At 71.0% G+C, this 19,485-nt stretch carries 15 protein-coding genes; 11 read left to right on the top strand and 4 right to left on the bottom strand.

Annotation, left to right across the window (positions count from 1 at the left end; genetic code table 11):
* Positions 1-144 precede the first annotated feature (144 nt).
* The 3 genes from ACGFU7_RS01835 (at position 145) to ACGFU7_RS01825 (ending at position 2,219) form a co-directional block, all read left to right on the top strand.
* Positions 145-672 (top strand): SAV_6107 family HEPN domain-containing protein, encoded by a 528-nt coding sequence (locus ACGFU7_RS01835; RefSeq protein ID WP_393691270.1) that lies wholly within the window; start codon positions 145-147, stop codon positions 670-672.
* Between the two features lie 102 nt (positions 673-774).
* Positions 775-1,533 (top strand): class I SAM-dependent methyltransferase, encoded by a 759-nt coding sequence (locus ACGFU7_RS01830; protein ID WP_393691268.1) that lies wholly within the window; start codon positions 775-777, stop codon positions 1,531-1,533.
* A 293-nt stretch (positions 1,534-1,826) separates the two neighbouring features.
* Positions 1,827-2,219: a DUF3040 domain-containing protein gene (locus ACGFU7_RS01825; RefSeq protein ID WP_393691266.1), complete on the top strand. Its 393-nt coding sequence runs from the start codon at positions 1,827-1,829 to the stop codon at positions 2,217-2,219.
* Between the two features lie 437 nt (positions 2,220-2,656).
* Here the strand turns inward: ACGFU7_RS01825 and ACGFU7_RS01820 are convergent, their stop codons facing one another.
* The 4 genes from ACGFU7_RS01820 to ACGFU7_RS01805 all read right to left on the bottom strand — a co-directional run bounded on the left by ACGFU7_RS01820 (position 2,657) and on the right by ACGFU7_RS01805 (position 8,324).
* Positions 2,657-5,074, bottom strand: a complete 2,418-nt coding sequence (locus ACGFU7_RS01820; RefSeq protein ID WP_393691264.1) for a DUF3488 and DUF4129 domain-containing transglutaminase family protein — start codon at positions 5,072-5,074, stop codon at positions 2,657-2,659.
* A complete protein-coding gene (locus ACGFU7_RS01815) occupies positions 5,071-6,462 on the bottom strand; it encodes a DUF58 domain-containing protein (protein ID WP_393691262.1) in 1,392 nt (463 codons plus the stop codon). Before ACGFU7_RS01815 ends, ACGFU7_RS01820 begins: the two co-directional genes overlap by 4 nt.
* On the bottom strand, positions 6,462-7,517 hold the full coding sequence (locus ACGFU7_RS01810) for an AAA family ATPase (RefSeq protein WP_393691260.1): 1,056 nt from the start codon (positions 7,515-7,517) through the stop codon (positions 6,462-6,464). Before ACGFU7_RS01810 ends, ACGFU7_RS01815 begins: the two co-directional genes overlap by 1 nt.
* Positions 7,518-7,760: 243 nt before the next feature.
* A complete protein-coding gene (locus ACGFU7_RS01805; protein ID WP_393691259.1) occupies positions 7,761-8,324 on the bottom strand; it encodes a beta-class carbonic anhydrase in 564 nt (187 codons plus the stop codon).
* Positions 8,325-8,704: 380 nt separating this feature from the next.
* Here ACGFU7_RS01805 and rsmH point away from each other — a divergent pair, with 380 nt between their 5' ends.
* The 8 genes from rsmH (at position 8,705) to ftsW (ending at position 19,483) form a co-directional block, all read left to right on the top strand.
* Positions 8,705-9,670, top strand: coding sequence for a 16S rRNA (cytosine(1402)-N(4))-methyltransferase RsmH (rsmH, locus tag ACGFU7_RS01800; RefSeq protein ID WP_393691257.1), 966 nt, complete (start codon positions 8,705-8,707; stop codon positions 9,668-9,670).
* Between the two features lie 49 nt (positions 9,671-9,719).
* Positions 9,720-10,295, top strand: coding sequence for a septum formation initiator family protein (locus tag ACGFU7_RS01795; RefSeq protein ID WP_393691255.1), 576 nt, complete (start codon positions 9,720-9,722; stop codon positions 10,293-10,295).
* 4 nt (positions 10,296-10,299) lie between these two features.
* Positions 10,300-12,282 carry a penicillin-binding transpeptidase domain-containing protein gene (locus ACGFU7_RS01790; protein WP_393691253.1) on the top strand — a complete coding sequence of 661 codons (1,983 nt, stop codon included), beginning with the start codon at positions 10,300-10,302 and terminating at the stop codon, positions 12,280-12,282.
* Positions 12,283-12,300: 18 nt separating this feature from the next.
* Positions 12,301-14,028: a UDP-N-acetylmuramoyl-L-alanyl-D-glutamate--2,6-diaminopimelate ligase gene (locus tag ACGFU7_RS01785; RefSeq protein ID WP_393691251.1), complete on the top strand. Its 1,728-nt coding sequence runs from the start codon at positions 12,301-12,303 to the stop codon at positions 14,026-14,028.
* A 4-nt stretch (positions 14,029-14,032) separates the two neighbouring features.
* The gene (gene murF / locus ACGFU7_RS01780) at positions 14,033-15,439 is read left to right on the top strand and encodes a UDP-N-acetylmuramoyl-tripeptide--D-alanyl-D-alanine ligase (RefSeq protein ID WP_393691249.1); all 1,407 of its coding nucleotides are present in this window, start codon (positions 14,033-14,035) and stop codon (positions 15,437-15,439) included.
* On the top strand, positions 15,436-16,506 hold the full coding sequence (mraY, locus tag ACGFU7_RS01775) for a phospho-N-acetylmuramoyl-pentapeptide-transferase (protein ID WP_266361972.1): 1,071 nt from the start codon (positions 15,436-15,438) through the stop codon (positions 16,504-16,506). Before murF ends, mraY begins: the two co-directional genes overlap by 4 nt.
* On the top strand, positions 16,488-17,921 hold the full coding sequence (gene murD, locus ACGFU7_RS01770; protein ID WP_393691248.1) for a UDP-N-acetylmuramoyl-L-alanine--D-glutamate ligase: 1,434 nt from the start codon (positions 16,488-16,490) through the stop codon (positions 17,919-17,921). The genes mraY and murD overlap by 19 nt, the downstream gene beginning before the upstream one ends.
* A 113-nt stretch (positions 17,922-18,034) precedes the next feature.
* Positions 18,035-19,483: a putative lipid II flippase FtsW gene (gene ftsW, locus ACGFU7_RS01765; RefSeq protein WP_393691247.1), complete on the top strand. Its 1,449-nt coding sequence runs from the start codon at positions 18,035-18,037 to the stop codon at positions 19,481-19,483.
* Positions 19,484-19,485: the final 2 nt, after the last annotated feature.

The following is a 19,485-nucleotide window of genomic DNA, read 5'->3' as shown; positions in this document are numbered from 1 at the left end:
TGACTGGTCAGTCTAAAAATAGCCCGAACTTGCGATCGAAGCAAAAGGGCAGGTCAGGGGGTGGGCGGGGTCGATTGTCAGTGGTGCCCCTCACGATGGATACATACGGCCACGGAGCCGTTACACGAGACAGGAGGTTTCGTCATGGCCAACTCGTCCGCAGCAGCCGCACCCCGGCGCCGCGCAGACGGCCCTGCCCCCTCACTGACCGGTCCGGCAAACGATGTCCATCCCGTTCTGCGCCGCACCACGGCGCCGCCCGCCGCCCTCGATCTGCTCGCCCAGGCCCGCACCGGCCTCGACGAGGCCGCCGTTCTCGATGTGCCGAACGAGCGGTATGCCACCGCCCACCTCGCCGCGCTGCGCACCGCTGCCGCCGTGCTCGCCGTGCGGGGCCGCCCCGAGACCTCCAGGCGGCGCCGGGAGCGGATCCGCAGCGCCTGGGAGGTCCTCCCGGAAATAGCCCCCGAGCTGACCGAATGGAGCGCGCTGTTCGCCTCCGGCGCCCGTCGCAGGGCCCGCGCGGAAGCCGGTATACCGGGCGCGGCCAGCCGGCGTGACGCCGACGATCTGCTGCGCGACGCGGCGATGTTCCTGCGCCTGGTCGAGCGGCTGCTGGTGCTTCAGCCGGTGCTCCCGCAGGCCCGGAAGGAGCGGCCCGAGGCGGGATGACGGTGACGGGGGCGCGAGGCAATAGGGTGGACAGCACCTGTACCACCTGCACTGTTCACGCTCCGCCGTCAGTGGCGGCACCGTGCCGAGGAGTCATCTGCCGTGTCGGACCAGCTGCGCCCCCGCGCCTCCCTCCGTACCGCCGTGGTCTGGGAGGTCCTGAAGGACGCCCTCGACCGCCAGGTCAAGGCGACCGGCAGGGACGCCCTGGATGTCCTGGACACCGGTGGCGGCACCGGCAACTTCGCGGTGCCGGTCGCCCGTCTCGGCCACCGGGTCACCGTCGTCGACCCCAGCCCCAACGCGCTCTTCGCCCTGGAGCGCCGAGCCGCCGAGGCCGGGGTCGTCGACCGCGTCCGCGGGGTCCAGGGCGACATTCACGGCCTGTTCGAGGTGGTCGAGCGCGGTGGTTACGACGCGGTGCTGTGCCACGGAGTCCTGGAGTACGTGGACGACCCCGCCGAGGGTGTGCGCAACGCGGTCGAGGCGCTCCGTCCGTCCGGTGCGCTCAGCCTGCTCGCCGCCGGGCTCGGCGGCGCGGTCCTGGCCCGGGCGCTCGCCGGTCACTTCACCGAGGCCCGGCAGGCGCTCAGCGACCCGGCGGGCCGCTGGGGCGACGGGGACCCGGTGCCCCGGCGCTACACCGCGGAGCAGCTCACCGAGCTGGTCTCCGCGGCGGACGTCGAGGTCGGCGCGGTCCACGGCGTACGGGTTTTCGCCGACCTCGTACCGGGCGTCCTGGTGGACACCGAACCCGGTGCCATGGAGGCCCTGCTCAAGCTGGAGGCGGCCGCGGCCGAACTGCCCGCCTTCCACTCGGTCGCGACGCAGCTGCACGTTCTGGGCACGAAGCGCGCCTGAGCGCGGCCGCGGACCGGTGGTAGCTGAGCTGTAGCGCGGCTGATCAGGGACGCAGCCGCAGATGGAGTACGCCCCAGGACCCCCGATCGGGGGCTTCGCCCCGTATGATCGGGGGACACCATCCGGCATGACGGATCGGAGGTTGGGGAATCAACGCCTCAGCAGCTGAGCCGTCGTGGCGGCCCGGACTGGCTGATTGGCAAAGAGGGCGGGTTTCACGGGGGCGATTCCCTGCCTATCCTGGAAGGGCCGCATACCGGCCGCCCCCCGCGGCCGACGACGAGGAGGACTCCGTGCCGCTCTCGGAGCACGAGCAGCGAATGCTCGAGCAAATGGAGCGAGCGCTGTACGCCGAAGATCCCAAGTTCGCGACAGCGCTCGAGGGAAGCGGGCTGCGTACGTACACCCGGCGACGGGTCTACCAGGCGGTCGCAGGCTTCCTGGTGGGTATCGCGCTCCTCATGGCCGGAATGGTCGCCCAGCAGATCTGGATCAGCGTGGTGGGATTCCTCGTCATGCTCGGCTGTGCGGTCCTTGCGGTCACTGGTTGGCGCAAAGCGCCCAAGCCGGGCGAGCGACAGGCAGCCGGAGAGGGCGGCGAGCGCCGCCAGCCCAGGCAACGCCGGACCGTGATGAATCGGATCGAGCAGCGGTGGCAGCGCCGCCGTGACGAGCAGGGCCAATAGGGTCTCGGACAAATCTTGGGTGAGGGGCGGCCGCAGAAATGCGGCCGCCCCTCACGTGTGCCCGGGGCCGGCCACCGGGTCGCTGCCCTCAATCGCCGGGCAGGCTCGATTTTCGAGCCTGCCCGGCGATTGAGGGGGCACCTTCATCCGGGGCAGGCCCGAGGAGGGTCCAAAACTGTCCGGCTATTCAGGGCAAGGGACTGCCGGGCGGGCCCCAGGAAGCTTCAAGCCCGTCCGCTGCCAAAGGCTGCCGGGCCGGCCGGGGGCGCCTACCAGCCCGTCCGGCAATCGAGGCCAGAGGCGGGCCGGCCGCAGGCCAGGCCCCCTGTCACCCCTGCTGGCGCGGCGGAGGCGGCCGCAGGCCGGGCCGCCCCGAGGGGGGCCTGCGGCCCGCCACCCCTGCTGGCGCGGCGGAGGCGGGCCGCAGGCCCCCCTCGTCACCCCTGCTGGCGGGACGGCCGCCGCAGCCAACCCGTCCACCGGACCCGGCTCCGGTCCCACCGCGCCGCCCACCCGCCGGTGAACGCCGCCCAGCGATCCGAGGCCGCCCAGATCACCCGAACGGCCGAGCGTGGGGCCGCGACTGCGCGGATGCGGGCGAACCGGCCGGCCGACGCCCGCAGCCCGGCCCGTACCGCCTCCACGTCCTCGGCGAGCCCGGTAACCGACCGGGGCTCCGGGGCGTAGAGCACCTGCTCCACCGCTCCCGCCACCCGGTGCATCGCGGCGGCCTCATCAGGGTCGAGCTGCCCCAGCCGCACCACCCGGGCCGCCGTCTTGCGCGGAGTCCGGGAGTCGTCCGGCTCGATGCCGTGGTCCCACGCCGTGTCGATGATCTCCCGCCAGGCCGCCAACGTTCTGGCTGTCGCATCCGCCGGCGTACGCCCGGCGGAGAAACTCAGCCTGCGCTTGCGCGCCCGAAGCCGCCAGAGCAGTGGCAGCAACGGCAGCAACAGGATGACCACGGCGCCCAGGACCAGACCGAGAACGGTGCCTGCAGGCGTTCCGGAATCCGTCGGAGCCACCACCCCCGGGGCCACCGAGCTGCCGCACTCGCCCTGCTTGCGCATCTGGGCCGGGCAGCCGTCCGAGACGGACGGCGCGACTGTCGGAGCGGCCGAAGCGCCCTTCTCCGGCTGGGCCGGGTCGGACGTGCCGCCGGCCGGGGCGTCCGGCTGGGTGTAGGACGGGGCGGTGCCCCGCGTCGGGGTCGGCTCGAACCGGGTCCACCCGATGCCCTCGAAATACAGCTCGGGCCAGGCATGCGCATCACGCAGCCCCACCGACACCGAACCGTTCGACTGCGCGGTACCGGGAGTGAAGCCCACCGCGACCCGGGCCGGAATGCCCAGCGTCCGCGCCATTGCGGCCATGGTGAAGGAGAAGTGGACGCAAAAGCCCCGCTTGTCCTTAAGGAACCGGCCGATCGCCGCGCTCCCGGTGCCCGAGTTCACCGAGGTGTCGTAGGTGAAGCCGCCGTCCGAGGCGAAGAAGTTCTGCAGCTTCACCGCCCGCTCGTAGTTGTTGGCGGCGCCCTTCGTCACCTTGTCCGCGGTCTGCCTGACCACCTTCGGCAGGGAACCGGGAACACGGGTGTACTCGCGCTGCAGAGCGGACGGCGGGGCGCCTGCCGCGGCGAGCTGATCGGCGGTCGGCTGGACCATCAGACTGGAGACCTGGTACTGCGCACCGCGGGTCGTCTCCCCGCGGTCACCGACGAGCGTCCGCCCCATCGGCTCGTAGCGCCAGCGTCCGTCGATCCTGACCTCGGTCGCGGGGTAGGGGAGCGGCAGATAGGTCTGCTGGTAGGAGCGGGATGCGGAGATGTTCGTACTGATCTCCGTGACCATGACGTCCGGGCCGAGACCCTCCGGGGCCGGGAGCCGCTTCGGTACATCCTTCAGACGGCGCGTGGAGGGCCGCCACTCGTTCCCGTTGAACTGGTCCAGGGCCAGGATCCGCAGATAGAAGCCCTGTGGGTCACCGGTATTGGTGCGGTAGGACATCACCTCCCGGTTTTCCGGCTGGTTCAGATTGTTCTGCAGCGAGACCAGGGGGTTGACCGCGGAGATGGTGCCGCCGCCGTTCCCCTTGCCGTTGGTGCCGCCCGTACCGGCCAGCAGACCGCTGTCGAGCGCGGGCAGCGCCGCCGGTACGACCAGTGAGATCCCCAGTGCCAGCGCACCGATGCGGCGTCCGGTGCGGACCGGTGCCGTCGGGCGGCCGTCGGAGATCGCCGGACCGCCCGGGGATCCGGCCGCGCCGCTGAAGACCCGCCCCCACTGGGAGAGCCGGTCCCGGCCCTCGGCCAGCAGAAGCAGCAGATAGCCACCGGCCGCGAGCAGGAACCAGAGCCAGTCCGCTCCGCCCTCGGAAAGGCCCGCGGCGACCGAGTACAGCGCGAGGAGAGGCAGGCCGGCCGGGGCCGCGCTGCGGAACGTCACAGCGAGGGCGTCCACGACCAGGCCGACCAGCAGCACACCGCCGATCAGCATCAGCCGGATGCCGTCCGTCACGGGCGCCGGAGTGGCGTACCTCCCGACATCCTCGGCGCCCGACGTCAGCAGATCCGCGAGCCGCTGGACGGCCTCCGGACCCGGCAGGACACCGGCCAGCGCCTGAGCCCTGGCGAACACCACCGTCAGCAGAACCAGCGTGACCAGCGTCTGCGCCGCGACGATCAGCATCCGGGGCATGGGCACCCGGCGGGCGAGCGCGCCCATCCCGCTCTGGACCGCCAGCAAAAACGCGGCCTGCAGGATCCATCCGGCCGGTTCGACCAGCGGCAGCATCGAGCCCGCCGCCATCAGCGTCGCCGCAAAGGCGCACAGCGTCAGCCGACCACGACCGCTCATGACCATCCCCCGGAGAAACCTGTCGTGCCACCTGTGGTGCCGCCGACGGCAGCAGACTGCGTCGCCATGCCCTGGTGCCCCGCCTGCTGCCAGTACCGGGCGAGACCGGTCCCCGGCGCCACCGCCACCGCCGTCCAGCCCGATTCGCGCAGCAGCCGCAGCCGCCGCTCGAACGCGGTGTCCGCCCCCGCGGGCGGGGCGGCGCCCTGCACCCAGGCTGTGCTGTCCAGTACGAACGCGACGGCGCCGCCACTGCGCTGCCGCATCCGGGCCGCCACCGCCGCCTGTTCCTCGTCCAGATCACCGAAGAACGCGATCAGCAGCCCTTCGTTGCCGCCGCGCAGCACGTCGTACGCGCGCGACAGACCGCCTCCGTCGGAGTGGTCGACCACTGCCAGGGTGTCCATCATCAGACCCGCGGAGTCGGCGGACTCCTGCGTCGATCCGGCGAAGCCGCCCTCGCCCTCGCCCGGAACCGCGTTCCCGTCGTCGGTCAGCAGCCGGACCGCGAAGCCGCGCTCCAGCATGTGCACCAGCGTGGATGCCGCCCCGGACACCGCCCACTCGAAGGCGGAGTCGGGCCCCGTCCCCTGATAGGCGGTCCGCCGGGTGTCCAGCAGCACCGTGCACCTGGCCCGCTGCGGCTGCTCCTCGCGGCGCACCATCAGCTCGCCGTAGCGGGCGGTGGAGCGCCAGTGGACCCGGCGCAGATCGTCGCCGTGCCGGTAGCCGCGCGGAATGACGTCGTCGTCACCGGCCAGCGCCAGCGAACGCTGCCGTCCCTCGCCGTACCCCGAGGCCTCGCCCGCCAGCCGTACCGGTGGAAGCCGCTCGGTCCGCGGAATGACGACGAGGGTGTCGTACGCGCTGAATGAACGGGTCAGCTCGCACATCCCGAACGGATCGCTCAGCCGCAGCTGCAGCGGCCCCAGGGGATAGCGCCCGCGCAGATCCGACCGCACCCGGTAGGAGACCTCGCGACGGCCGCCCGCCTCCACCCGGTCCAGCACGAACCGGGGCCGCGGCCCGAGCACATAGGGCACCCGGTCCTGCAGCATCAGCAGCCCGGTCGGCAGCCGCGAGACGTTCTCCATCCGCAGATGGACCCGCGCCTCCGTGCCCGCGGGAACCCGGGACGGCGAGAGCCGCCGGGTGCCCGTGACCCGGTAACGGGTGCGGACGAGCACCACCACACAGACCAGCGGCAGCGCGGCGAGCAGCAGCCCGACCCGCAGCAGATCCGCCTGCCCCAGCACATACGCGCAGATCGCCGCGGCGATACCGGCCGCGAGGAAGGACCGCCCACGCGTGGTCAGCCCGCTCAGAGCGGCCCGCAGACCGCCCTTGTCGTCGCCGTCGTCCATCGCGGCCGGCCCCCCGGCGGTCATCACACCCGCCGTACGCCGGGCTGCTGCCGGCCGTACGCCGGACGGCCCGGCTGGTGCTGGGGCTGCACCTGGGCGGCGGCGGTGCCGCCGCCGGCGGTGGGTACCGGTGTCTGCTGGAGGATCTCCAGCACGACCTGCTCGGCGGTACGACGGTTCAGCTGGGCCTGCGCCGTCGGCAGCAGCCGGTGCGCGAGCACCGCGACCGCCAGCGCCTGCACATCGTCCGGCAGGCAGTAGTCCCGGCCGCTCAGCGCCGCGGAGGCCTTCGCGGCGCGCAGCAGATGCAGGGTGGCTCGCGGCGAGGCGCCGAGCCGGAGATCGGGATGGCTGCGGGTGGCCCCGACGAGCTCCACCGCGTACCGCCGCACGGCGTCGGCCACATGGACCGTCCGTACCGCGTCGATCAGCTTCACTATGTCGTGCGCGTGCGCCACCGGCTGCAGATCGTCGAGCGGGGAGGTCCCGCCGTGCACATCGAGCATCTGCAGTTCGGCGTCCGCACTCGGATAGCCGATCGACACCCGGGCCATGAACCGGTCGCGCTGGGCTTCGGGCAGCGGATAGGTGCCCTCCATCTCCACCGGGTTCTGGGTGGCCACCACCATGAACGGGTCGGGCAGCTCGTATGTGTGCCCGTCGATGGTGACCTGGCGCTCCTCCATCGACTCCAGCAGCGCCGACTGGGTCTTCGGCGAGGCCCGGTTGATCTCGTCGCCGATCACGATCTGGGCGAAGATCGCGCCCGGTTTGAATTCGAAGTCGCGCCGCTGCTGGTCGAAGATGGACACACCGGTGATGTCCGAAGGCAGCAGGTCCGGTGTGAACTGAATGCGTCGCACCGAGCAGTCGATGGACCGCGCCAGCGCCTTGGCCAGCATCGTCTTGCCGACCCCGGGGACATCCTCGATGAGGAGATGCCCCTCGGCCAGCAGCACGGTCAGCGAAAGCCGTACGACCTCAGGCTTGCCCTCGATCACGCTCTCCACCGACCTGCGCACCCGCTCCGCAGTCGTGGTCAGATCTGTGAGGCTCGCTCGATCGTCATAGGTCGTCACCCGGCCCTCCTCGGCCCTGCCCCACGCTCACCAGGAGCAGGGGATACCCCATTCACGGGCCGGCGCGCATGCAGCGGCCCGGCCCACCCCGAAACACGGACACCCCTCCGGAAACGTCCGGCGAGATGCCACATGCGCATTCTTGTTGCCGTTACCGCTTCGTGTCACTCGCCTGTGGATAAGTGGGGGCGATATGTCGGGGTCGGTGGGGTTATCGGTTCCCGACGAACAGCATGCGGGCGGTCAGGAGACGGGAAGGATCTCGCGCAGCAAGCCGCTGGTCACATCGAAGACGAAGCCACGGACGTCGTCGGTGTGCAGCAGGAACGGCGAGGTGCGCACACGCTGCATCGACTGCCGTACGTCCTGGTCGGCGTCCTTGTACGCCTCGACGGCCCAGACCGGACGCTGGCCGACCTCCACCTCCAGCTCTTGGCGGAATTCCTCGGTGATCGATTCCAGGCCGCAATTCGTGTGATGAATGAGTATGACGCTGCGGGTGCCGAGAGCCCGCTGGCTGATGGTCAGCGAACGGATCACGTCATCGGTGACCACGCCGCCCGCGTTGCGGATGGTGTGGCAGTCGCCGAGCGCCAGACCGAGTGCGTCGTGCAGGTCGAGCCGGGCGTCCATGCAGGCGACCACGGCGACGCGCAGCACCGGCTTGGCGTCCATGCCCGGGTCGTCGAATTCGGCGGCATACCGGATGTTCGCCTCGACAAGACGGTCGGTGACCGTGCCCCCGGTGCGGGCCTGGTCGGCGGCGGGCGCGGAAGGCTCAAGGGGGGAGTGCGCGGAAGTCGACATGGATATGACGTTAGCTCTCACCCCTGGTCCCGTCGTGCTGTGAGAAGGGACAAAGAACGTCAACGAGGCTTGTTGTGAGGTAACCCACAAGCCTCACAGCCGTTCATTCGACCGGGTGAACAGCGGGCAGGGCGACGCGCTGCCCGGTTGATTGATCGGGAATCGATCGAATGGCAGGGTGGACTAAAGTGACGGGAAGTTACCGACACCCTGCACATTCCGTAGATTTCCCCCGTGTGCGCGGCGTACGTACGGTCCGGCCCTCTCCCGCTCGCCGGTCGACCGACGCCCCTTCCCCGGCGCCGGCCGACCTCCCCTTCTGAGCGGGCGGGGACCAGGCCGTACGTGCAGCCGCACGGGACCTGAGCCTGAGAGGGCACATGAGCCAGACCCGACACGTCCCGGTGATGCTCCAGCGGTGCCTGGACCTGTTGGCCCCGGCTCTGGAGGCGCCCGGCCCGCCGCAGCCCGTGGTCGTCGACTGCACCCTCGGCCTCGGCGGACACAGCGAGGCGCTGCTCTCCGCCTTCCCCTCCGCGCGGCTGATCGCGCTGGACCGGGACAAGGAGGCGCTGCGGCTCTCCGGCGAGCGGCTCGCCCCGTACGGGGACCGGGCCACGCTGGTGCACGCGGTCTACGACGAACTGCCCGAGGTGCTCGCCAGGCTCGGCATCCCCAAGGTCCAAGGCGTCCTGTTCGACCTCGGAGTCTCCTCCATGCAGCTGGACGAGGCCGAGCGTGGATTCGCGTACGCCCAGGATGCCCCGCTGGACATGCGCATGGACCAGACGACCGGCATCGGCGCCGCCGAGGTGCTCAACACGTATCCGCCGGGCGAACTGGTACGGATCCTGCGGGCGTACGGCGAGGAGAAGCAGGCCAAGCGGATCGTCTCCGCGATCGTGCGCGAGCGCGAGAAGGAGCCGTTCAGCAACAGCGCCCGGCTCGTCGAGCTGATCCGTGACTCGCTGCCGCAGGCCGCCAAGCGCACCGGCGGCAACCCTGCCAAGCGCACCTTCCAGGCGCTGCGCATCGAGGTCAACGGCGAGCTCACCGTCCTGGAGCGGGCCATTCCGGCCGCCGTGCAGAGCCTCGCGGTCGGCGGCCGCATCGCCGTCCTCTCGTACCACTCGCTGGAGGACCGGCTGGTCAAGCAGGTCTTCGCGGCGGGCGCCGCCACCACGGCGCCGCCCGGACTGCCGGTCGTGCCCGAGCGCTATCAGCCCCGGCTGAAGCTGCTGACCCGCGGCGCGGAGCTGCCCACGGAGGAGGAGGTCGCCGAGAACCGGCGCGCCGCCCCCGCCCGGCTGCGCGGCGCCCAGCGGATCCGCGAGGAGGAGCGATGAGCGTCCGGCGTCCGGGAACCCGGACACCGGCGACGCCCGGGGCGGCGCGGTGAGCAAAGCGGCCGGGCAGTTGAAAGGGCGGGCAGCGCGGCTCGCCCGGCTGATGCCGTCCGGGCCCAGCAATGCGGCCCGTACCCCCTTCGTCCTGCTGGTCGTGCTCCTCCTCGGTGGCGGTCTCATCACGCTCCTGGTGCTCAACTCGGCCCTCAACGAAGGATCGTTCAGGCTGAGCGAGCTGAAGAAGCGGACCACCGAGCTCACGGACGAGCAACAGGCCCTCCAGCGCGACGTCGACAGCTACTCCGAGCCGGACGCCCTGGAGCGCCGCGCCCGCGAGCTGGGCATGGTGCCCGGCGGCAGCCCCGCCTTCCTCGACCCGGACGGCAAGGTCCGCGGCGTACCCGCCGAGACCAGCGCCGAGCCGACCCCCGCAGCGCCGCCGCAGAAGCCCAGCACCCCCGAGGCGCCCCCCGCGACCGCACCGTCCGCCCCGGCCGCCGGCTCGCCCTCTCGCCCGGCATCGGCCACCCCTTCGGGCGCCGCAGTGAAGTCCAGCACCTCCGCGGCCCCGCCCGCCGGGCCGCGTACCCCGGCAGACCAGCCCTCGACGAGCCCCGGCAGGTGACGCAGTGCCTCCCAAGGAACCACCGCGCCGCCGGGTCCCCGGCCCCGCGCGCCCCCGCAGCGCCGCAGGCGGCCAGGGGCGCCCCCGGCCCGCCGCCCGCCGCCCGTCGTCCCCGGCACCGCGCGCCCGCGCGCCCCGCAACCGGCCCGCGCGCCCCCTGCGTCTCGGCAGCCCGCGCCCCCGGCTCCGCCTGGTCAGCCTCGCCCTGACGCTCGTCATGCTGACGTTCGTCGTCCGGCTCCTCCAGGTCCAGGCCGTCGACGCCAACGCGTACGCGGCCAAGGCCAAGGAGAACCGCTACCTCAGCTACACGATCTCCGCCGAGCGCGGTGAGATCACCGACCGCAGCGGTATCGCACTGGCCACCAGCGTCGACGCGTACGACATCACCGCCGACCCGTCGATGTTCACGCCGGAAATCAGCAAGGCCCCCGACGCGCCCCGGCAGGCGGCGGCGCTCCTCGCCCCGATCCTCGGCGCCGACGCTGCCGAGCTGACCGAGAAGCTGTCCAAGAAGAGCCGCTACACCGTCCTGGCCCGCCGCCAGACCCCGCAGGTCTGGAATCAGATCAAGGACCTCAAGTCCGTCTTCGCCGAGAAGGCCGCGAAGGACAAGGCGGCCGGCGGCGCCGGAGCCAATGTGCTGGCCGGGGTCTTCCAGGAGTCGACGACCAAGCGGGTCTACCCCAACGGAGGGCTCGCCGCCGGGATACTCGGCTATGTCAACACCGAAGGCAAGGGCGCGGGCGGCCTCGAATCGCAGCTGGACAATGAGCTCGCCGGCGAGGACGGCAAGATCAAGTACGCCCAGTCCGGCGGCCGCCGGGTGCCCACCGCGGGCACCAAGGAGGTCCCGGCCGTCGCCGGTTCCGACATCGAGCTGACCATCGACCGCGACATCCAGTGGGCCGCCCAGCAGGCCATCACCGACCAGGTGAAGAAGTCCAAGGCGGACCGCGGCTATGTGGTCGTGCAGAACACCAGGACCGGCGAGGTCCTCGCCATGGCCAACGCTCCCGGCTTCGACCCCAACGACCTCTCGCGGGCCGACGCGGCGTCGCTGGGCAACGCGGCGGTCCAGGACGTGTACGAGCCCGGCTCCACCAGCAAGGTCATGTCCATGGCCGCCGTGTTGGAGGAGGGGGTCGCCACCCCCGGCACCCATGTCACCGTCCCCAACCGGCTGCACCGCGGCGACCGGCTCTTCAAGGACGACATCGACCACCCCACCTGGTCCCTGACGCTCAACGGCGTACTCGCCAAGTCGAGCAACATCGGCACGATCCTGGCCGCCGGAGAGCTCGGCAAGACCCAGGCCGCGGCCAACAAGGTCCTCTACTCCTACCTGCGCAAATTCGGGATCGGCTCGCCGACCGGTCTCGACTACCCGGGCGAGACCCCCGGCATCCTCGCCAAGCCCGAGGACTGGTCGACCTCGCAGCAGTACACGATCCCGTTCGGCCAGGGCCTCTCGCTCAACGCCATGCAGGCCGCCTCCATCTACTCGACGATCGCCAATGGCGGGGTCCGCGTCGCGCCCACGCTGGTACGCGGCACCAAGGGCCCCGACGGCCACTTCAAGGCCGCCGCCACTCCCGGACAGACCCGGGTGGTCAGCGAGAAGACCGCCAAGTCGCTCGCCGCCATGCTGGAGTCGGTGGTCGGTGACGAGGAGGGCACCGGAACGAAGGCCAAGATCCCCGGCTACCGGGTGGCAGGCAAGACCGGTACGGCCAACCGAGTCGATCCGGTACGCGGCGGCTACCACGGCTACACCGCGTCCTTCGCGGGCTTCGCACCCGCCGACAACCCGCAGATCACCGTCTACTGCGCGATTCAGAACCCCACCAAGGGCAGCTACTTCGGCGGCCAGATCTGCGGACCGATCTACAAGAAGGTCATGGAGTTCGCACTCAAGACCCTCCAGACCCCACCGTCCGGCAGCGAGTCAGCCCGGCTGCCGGTGTCCTTCAAGCCCGGCGAGTGAACACGGGGAAACCAGCCAGTGACAACCATCACCCCCGATCCCGGGAACCGGAACGGGAACCACCAGAGCCCCGCCCCCTCACTTCGCGAGAGGCCGGGTGGGCCCGGTACGCTCACCGCCGTGCCCCACGCTGATCAGTTCCAAACCACCCCGAAGGACGCCCCTGTGAACTACCCGGGAGCGCCCCGCCCGGATCGGCTCAGGCCGACGCCCCTCGGCGAGCTGGCAGCCCGGCTGGGAGTCGAACCGCCGGGAACCGGCGAGGTCACCGGCATCACCCACGACTCGCGGGCGGTCCGCCCCGGGGACGTGTACGCGGCCCTGCCGGGTGCCCGTTTCCACGGCGCCGACTTCGCCGCCCAGGCGGCCGGCCTCGGCGCGGCGGCGATCCTCACCGACCCGGCCGGCGCCGAGCGCGCCGCCGCCACCGGACTTCCGGTGCTGGTCACCGAGGACCCGCGCGGCCGGATGGGCGGACTCGCCTCCGAGATCTACGGACGGCCCGGCGCCGGTCTCCTCCAGATCGGCATCACCGGAACCTCCGGCAAGACCACCACCGCGTATCTCATCGAGGGCGGCTTCCGGGGCGCCGGGCGCGCCACCGGGCTGATCGGCACGGTGGAGACGCGGATCGGTGACGAGCGCATCAAGTCCGAGCGCACCACCCCCGAAGCCACCGACCTGCAGGCCCTGTTCGCCGTCATGCGCGAACGCGGCGTCGACTCGGTGACCATGGAGGTTTCCAGCCACGCCCTGGTGCTCGGCCGGGTCGACGGCTGCGTCTTCGACGTCGCGGTCTTCAACAACCTCAGCCCGGAGCACATGGAGTTCCATTCCGGAATGGAGGACTACTTCCAGGCCAAGGCGCAGCTCTTCACCCCCCGGCGCAGTCGACAGGGCGTCGTCAACTTCGATGACGAGTACGGCCGCAGGCTGGTCACCGAGGCGTCCGTCCCGGTCGTCACCTTCTCCGCCGAGGGCCACCCGGACGCCGACTGGCGCGCCGAGGACGTCGAAGTCGGGCCGCTGGGCTCCACCTTCACCGTCGTCGGCCCCAAGGACGAGCGGATCGCCGCCAGGGCCCCGCTGCCCGGCCCGTTCAACGTCGCAAACACCCTCGCCGCGATCGTCACCCTCGCCGTCGCGGGCCTCGACCCGCAGACCGCGGCCGACGGTGTCGCCGCCGTTCCGGGCGTCCCCGGCCGGCTGGAACGCGTCGACGCGGGACAGCCGTACCTCGCGGTCGTCGACTACGCGCACAAGACCGACGCCGTCGAATCCGTGCTGCGCTCCCTGCGGAAGGTCACCGAGGGCAGGCTGCACATCGTCCTCGGCTGCGGCGGCGACCGCGACACGACCAAACGCGGACCGATGGGCGCCGCCGCGGCCCGGCTCGCCGACACCGCCGTACTGACCTCCGACAACCCCCGTTCCGAGGACCCCCTCGGAATCCTCGCCGCAATGCTCGCGGGCGCCGCCGAGGTGCCCGTCCACGAGCGGGGTGACGTCCTGGTCGACGCCGACCGGGCCGCCGCCATCGCCGCCGTGGTCGCCCGCGCCGAGCCCGGTGACACGGTGCTGATCGCCGGCAAGGGCCATGAGCAGGGCCAGGACATCCATGGCGTGGTACGCCCCTTCGACGACCGCGTGGTCCTGCGCGCGGCCATCGAGCGGTCCCTGGGGCACAGCGGCACCGAGAGCGCCGCCCACCGCGCCCACACCCACGAGAACAACAGTCAGGGATGACCAAGTGATCGCCCTTTCCCTCGCCGAGATCGCCGAAATCGTCGGCGGGCAGTCGTACGACATACCCGATCCGGCAGCAACCGTCAGCGGGCCCGTCGTCATCGACTCCCGAGAGGTGAAGCAAGGCAGCCTGTTCGTCGCTTTCGCCGGCGAGCGGGTCGACGGACACGACTATGCGCAGCGCGCCGTCGAGGCGGGCGCGGCAGCCGTGCTGGCCGCCCGCCCCGTCGGTGTTCCGGCGATCGTCGTCGACGACGTCGTGGCCGCGCTCGGTGCGCTCGCCCGCGCCGTCGTCGGCCGCCTCGGTACCACCGTCGTCGCCCTCACCGGCTCCGCGGGCAAGACCTCCACCAAGGACCTCATCGCCCAGCTCCTCGAACGCAAGGGGCCCACCGTCTACCCGGCGGGCAACCTCAACAACGAGATCGGCCTGCCGCTCACCGCACTGCGTGCCACCGAGGACACCCAGCACCTCGTCCTGGAGATGGGTGCACGCTACATCGGAGACATCTGTTACCTCACCGGCCTCGTCCCGCCCCGGATCGGCCTCGTCCTCAACGTCGGCACCGCCCACATCGGCGAGTTCGGCGGCCGCGAGCAGATCGCCAAGGCGAAGGGCGAGATGGTCGAGGCCCTGCCCGAGGACGGCCTCGCCGTACTCAACGCCGACGACCCGCTCGTGCGCGCCATGTCCTCCCGTACGAAAGCCCGGGTGCTGCTCTTCGGTGAAGCCGCGGATGCGGACGTACGGGGAGAGAATGTCCGTCTCACCGACGACGGGCGCCCCACTTTCAAGCTCCACACACCCACCGGGTGCAGCGACGTGACCATGCGCCTGTACGGTGAGCACCACGTGTCGAACGCGCTCGCCGCGGCCGCCGTCGCCCATGAGTTGGGCCTGTCCGCAGACGAGATCGCCGAAGGGCTCTCCGAGGCGGGCACCCTCTCCCGCTGGCGCATGGAGGTCACCGAGCGTCCGGACGGCGTGACGTTCGTCAATGACGCCTACAACGCGAACCCCGAATCCATGAAAGCAGCGCTGCGCGCGCTGGCCGCCATGGGGAAGGGCCGGCGTACGTGGGCTGTGCTCGGCCCCATGGCCGAGCTCGGCGACGCCTCGCTCGCCGAGCACGACGCGGTCGGGCGGCTCGCCGTCCGGCTCAACGTCAGCAAGCTCGTCGCGGTCGGGGGCAGAGAAGCCTCCTGGCTGCAACTGGGCGCATACAACGAGGGTTCGTGGGGTGAGGAGTCGGTGCACGTGTCCGACGCACAGGCTGCCGTCGACCTGTTGCGCAGTGAACTGCGCCCGGGAGACGTCGTGCTGGTGAAGGCGTCCCGGTCGGTCGGCCTGGAGCAGGTCGCCATGGCACTGCTGGAGAACGCGTCCGAGGGCGAGGTCGCCGGCCGATGAGGCAGATCCTCTTCGCGGGGGCCATCGGGCTCTTCCTGACCCTGGTCGGAACTCCGCTGCTGATCAAGCTGCTGGCCCGCAAGGGATACGGGCAGTTCATCCGGGACGACGGCCCGCGCACCCACGGGTCCAAGAAGGGCACGCCCACCATGGGCGGTATTGCCTTCATCCTGGCCACGATCATCGCGTACGTCGCGGCGAAGCTGATCACCGGCGAGGAGATGCGCTTCTCCGGCGTGCTGGTGCTCTTCCTGATGACCGGCATGGGTCTCGTCGGCTTCCTCGACGACTACATCAAGATCGTCAAGCAGCGTTCGCTGGGTCTGCGGGCCAAGGCGAAGATGGCGGGCCAGCTGATCGTCGGCATCGCCTTCGCCGTCCTCTCGCTCCAGTTCGCGGACAAGCAGGGCAACACCCCGGCCTCCGACCGGCTGTCGTTCGTCGCGGACTTCGGCTGGTCGATCGGCCCGGTGCTGTTCGTCGTCTGGGCGCTGTTCATGATCCTCGCCATGTCCAACGGCGTGAACCTGACGGACGGTCTGGACGGCCTGGCCACCGGTGCCTCGGTGATGGTCTTCGGCGCGTACACCTTCATCGGGCTGTGGCAGTTCCAGGAGTCCTGCGTCAACGCGGACACTCTGACCAACCCCAACGCCTGCTTCCAGGTGCGAGATCCGCTGGACCTGGCCGTGGTCGCCTCCGCCCTGATGGGCGCCTGCTTCGGCTTCCTGTGGTGGAACACCTCGCCCGCCAAGATCTTCATGGGTGACACCGGCTCGCTCGCCCTCGGCGGCGCGCTCGCCGGTCTGGCGATCTGCTCCCGCACAGAGTTCCTGATGGCCATCCTCGGCGGCCTCTTCGTGATGATCACCATGTCCGTGGTCATCCAGGTCGGCTCCTTCAAGATGACCGGTAAGCGGGTCTTCCGGATGGCACCGCTCCAGCACCACTTCGAACTCAAGGGGTGGTCCGAAGTCCTTGTCGTGGTCCGCTTCTGGATCATCCAGGGCATGTGCGTGATCGTCGGACTCGGTCTCTTCTACGCAGGATGGGCAGCCGAGAAGTGAGCAACCAGGACTGGCAGGGCAAGCGCGTCACCGTTGCGGGACTCGGAGTCTCCGGGATCCCGGCGGCCAAGGTGCTGCACGGCCTCGGGGCCGTCGTCACGGTGGTCAACGACGGGGACGACGAGCGTTCCCGTGCGCAGGCCGCGGAGCTGGAGGCGCAGGGCATCACCGTGCGCCTCGGCGACGGGGCGACCCTGCCCGAGTCCACCGAGCTCATCGTCACCACCCCCGGCTGGAAGCCCGGCAAACCGCTCTTCATCGCAGCCGCCGAGGCGGGCGTCCCGGTCTGGGGCGACGTCGAACTCGCCTGGCGGCTGCGAGGTTCCGATGCGGCACCCTGGCTCGCGGTCACCGGCACCAACGGCAAGACCACGACCGTACGGATGCTCGCCTCGATCCTGGAGGCGGCCGGGCTGCGCACCGCCGCCGTCGGAAACATCGGTGTCTCCCTCCTCGACGCCGTCCTCGGCGACGAGAAGTACGACGTACTCGCCGTCGAACTGTCCAGCTACCAGCTGCACTGGGCGCCCTCGCTGCGCGCCCACTCCGCGGCCGTCCTCAACCTGGCCCCCGACCACCTCGACTGGCACGGCTCCATGGAGGCGTACGTCGCGGACAAGGGCCGGATCTACGAGGGCAACCGCATCGCCTGCGTCTACAACGCGGCCGAGAAGGCGACCGAGGACCTGGTCCGCGAGGCCGACGTCGAAGAGGGCTGCCGCGCCATCGGCTTCACGCTGGCCACACCCGGCCCGTCCCAACTGGGCGTCGTCGATGGCATCCTCGTCGACCGCGCCTTCGTGACGAACCGGCAGAAGCAGGCCCAGGAACTCGCCGAGGTCACCGACGTGAACCCGCCGGCCCCGCATAACATCGCCAACGCCCTGGCGGCCGCGGCCCTGGCCCGCGCCTTCGGTGTCGAGCCCGCGGCCGTACGGGACGGACTGCGGGCCTTCTGCCCCGACCCGCACCGCATCGAGCATGTCGCGGACGTCGCCCAGGTCGCGTACATCGACGACTCCAAGGCCACCAACACCCATGCCGCCGAGGCCTCCCTCGCGGCCTACGACCCGATCGTCTGGATCGCCGGCGGCCTCGCCAAGGGCGCCACCTTCGACGAGCTGGTGACGGGGGCAGCCGGGCGGCTGCGGGGCGTCGTACTGATCGGCCGCGACCGGGCCCTGATCCGCGAAGCCCTCGCGCGACACGCCCCCGAGGTCCCGGTGGTCGACCTCGACCGGACCGACACTGGGGCGATGTCCGAGGCGGTCCGCGAGGCGGCACGGCTCGCCCGGCCGGGAGACACTGTACTGATGGCCCCGGCCTGCGCCTCGATGGACATGTTCGTCAATTACAACAAGCGGGGCGAGGCGTTCGCGGACGCGGTGCGCGCACTCGCCGCCGAGAGCGCCTGACGGGCCCGGCCCCCGCGCCGTACTGTCCCGGAAGACCGGGTGCGGGCGACCGCGCCACGGGCCCCGGCCCTCGGCAGCGGCCCCGGGCACGAGCAGTGGAGGGGACAGCGACAATGCCGGCCGAAGAGAGCTCCGCCGCGCCCCGTGGGAACCGCTCACGGGCCACCGCGGCGATCAGCCGGGCGCTCACCCCGCCCCTGCTCGCGGGTGCGGGCTCCCTGGCGCCCCTCGGCCCCGCCCTGCGGGTCCGTTCGGCCTCCGGCTCCCGGCGCCCCTCGGCGCCACGCTCGAAGGGGCGCTCCACCGGCGGCCCGCGCTCCCCCCGCGGCGGCGGTGTGCAGCGGATGTACGAGCAGGCACGCAGGGCCTGGGACCGCCCTCTGACCGCGTACTACCTGATCCTGGGCGCCGGCCTGCTGATCACCGCGCTCGGCCTGGTGATGGTCTATTCCGCCTCGATGATCAAGGCCCTGGAGCTGGACAAACCCGGCACCTACTTCTTCCGGAAACAGTTCCTCGCCGCTGTCATCGGCGCCGGACTGATGGCGCTCGCTGCCCGGATGCCCGCCAAACTGCACCGGGCGTTCGCCTATCCGCTGCTCATGGGAACCGTCTTCCTGATGGTGCTGGTCCAGGTACCAGGGATAGGGATGTCGGTCAACGGCAACCAGAACTGGCTCTATCTGGGCGGCCCCTTCCAGCTCCAGCCCAGCGAATTCGGGAAGCTCGCCCTGGTCCTGTGGGGCGCGGACCTGCTCGCCCGTAAACAGGACAAACGGCTGCTCACGCAGTGGAAGCACATGCTCGTGCCGCTCGTCCCGGTCGCTTTCATGCTCCTCGGGCTGATCATGCTCGGCGGTGACATGGGCACTGCGATCATTCTCACGGCGATCCTGTTCGGACTGCTCTGGCTGGCCGGGGCACCCACCCGGCTCTTCGCCGGGGTGCTCGCCTTCGCCGGAGTGATCGCCTTCGTGCTGATCAAGACCAGCCCGAACCGGATGTCCAGGCTCGCCTGCATCGGCGCCAGCGAACCCGGTCCCGGGGACTCCTGCTGGCAGGCCGTGCACGGCATCTATGCTCTGGCGTCCGGCGGATGGTTCGGTTCCGGGCTCGGTGCAAGTGTGGAAAAATGGGGTCAACTACCTGAACCGCACACCGACTTCATCTTCGCCATCACCGGGGAGGAACTGGGGTTGGCGGGGACGCTGTCGGTACTCGCCCTCTTCGCGGCTCTAGGCTATGCGGGTATCCGCGTGGCCGGACGCACGGAGGATCCCTTCGTGAGGTACGCCGCGGGAGGTGTGACCACCTGGATCACGGTGCAGGCCGTGATCAACATTGGTGCGGTGCTCGGCCTGCTGCCGATCGCCGGTGTCCCGCTCCCGCTGTTCTCCTACGGAGGATCGGCCCTGCTGCCGACCATGTTCGCTGTCGGGCTGCTGATCGCGTTCGCGCGAGAGGATCCCGCCGCGAAGGCGGCCCTGGCCATGCGGAGGCCCGGGGTGAGATGGAAGACGATGAGACGGCGCGTCAAGAAGCGTCCGTCCGGAGAGCGGTGAAT

This window comes from Streptomyces sp. NPDC048473 (assembly GCF_043200155.1).
Lineage (GTDB): Bacteria > Actinomycetota > Actinomycetes > Streptomycetales > Streptomycetaceae > Streptomyces.
This window is presented reverse-complemented; position numbering and strand designations above follow the sequence as displayed.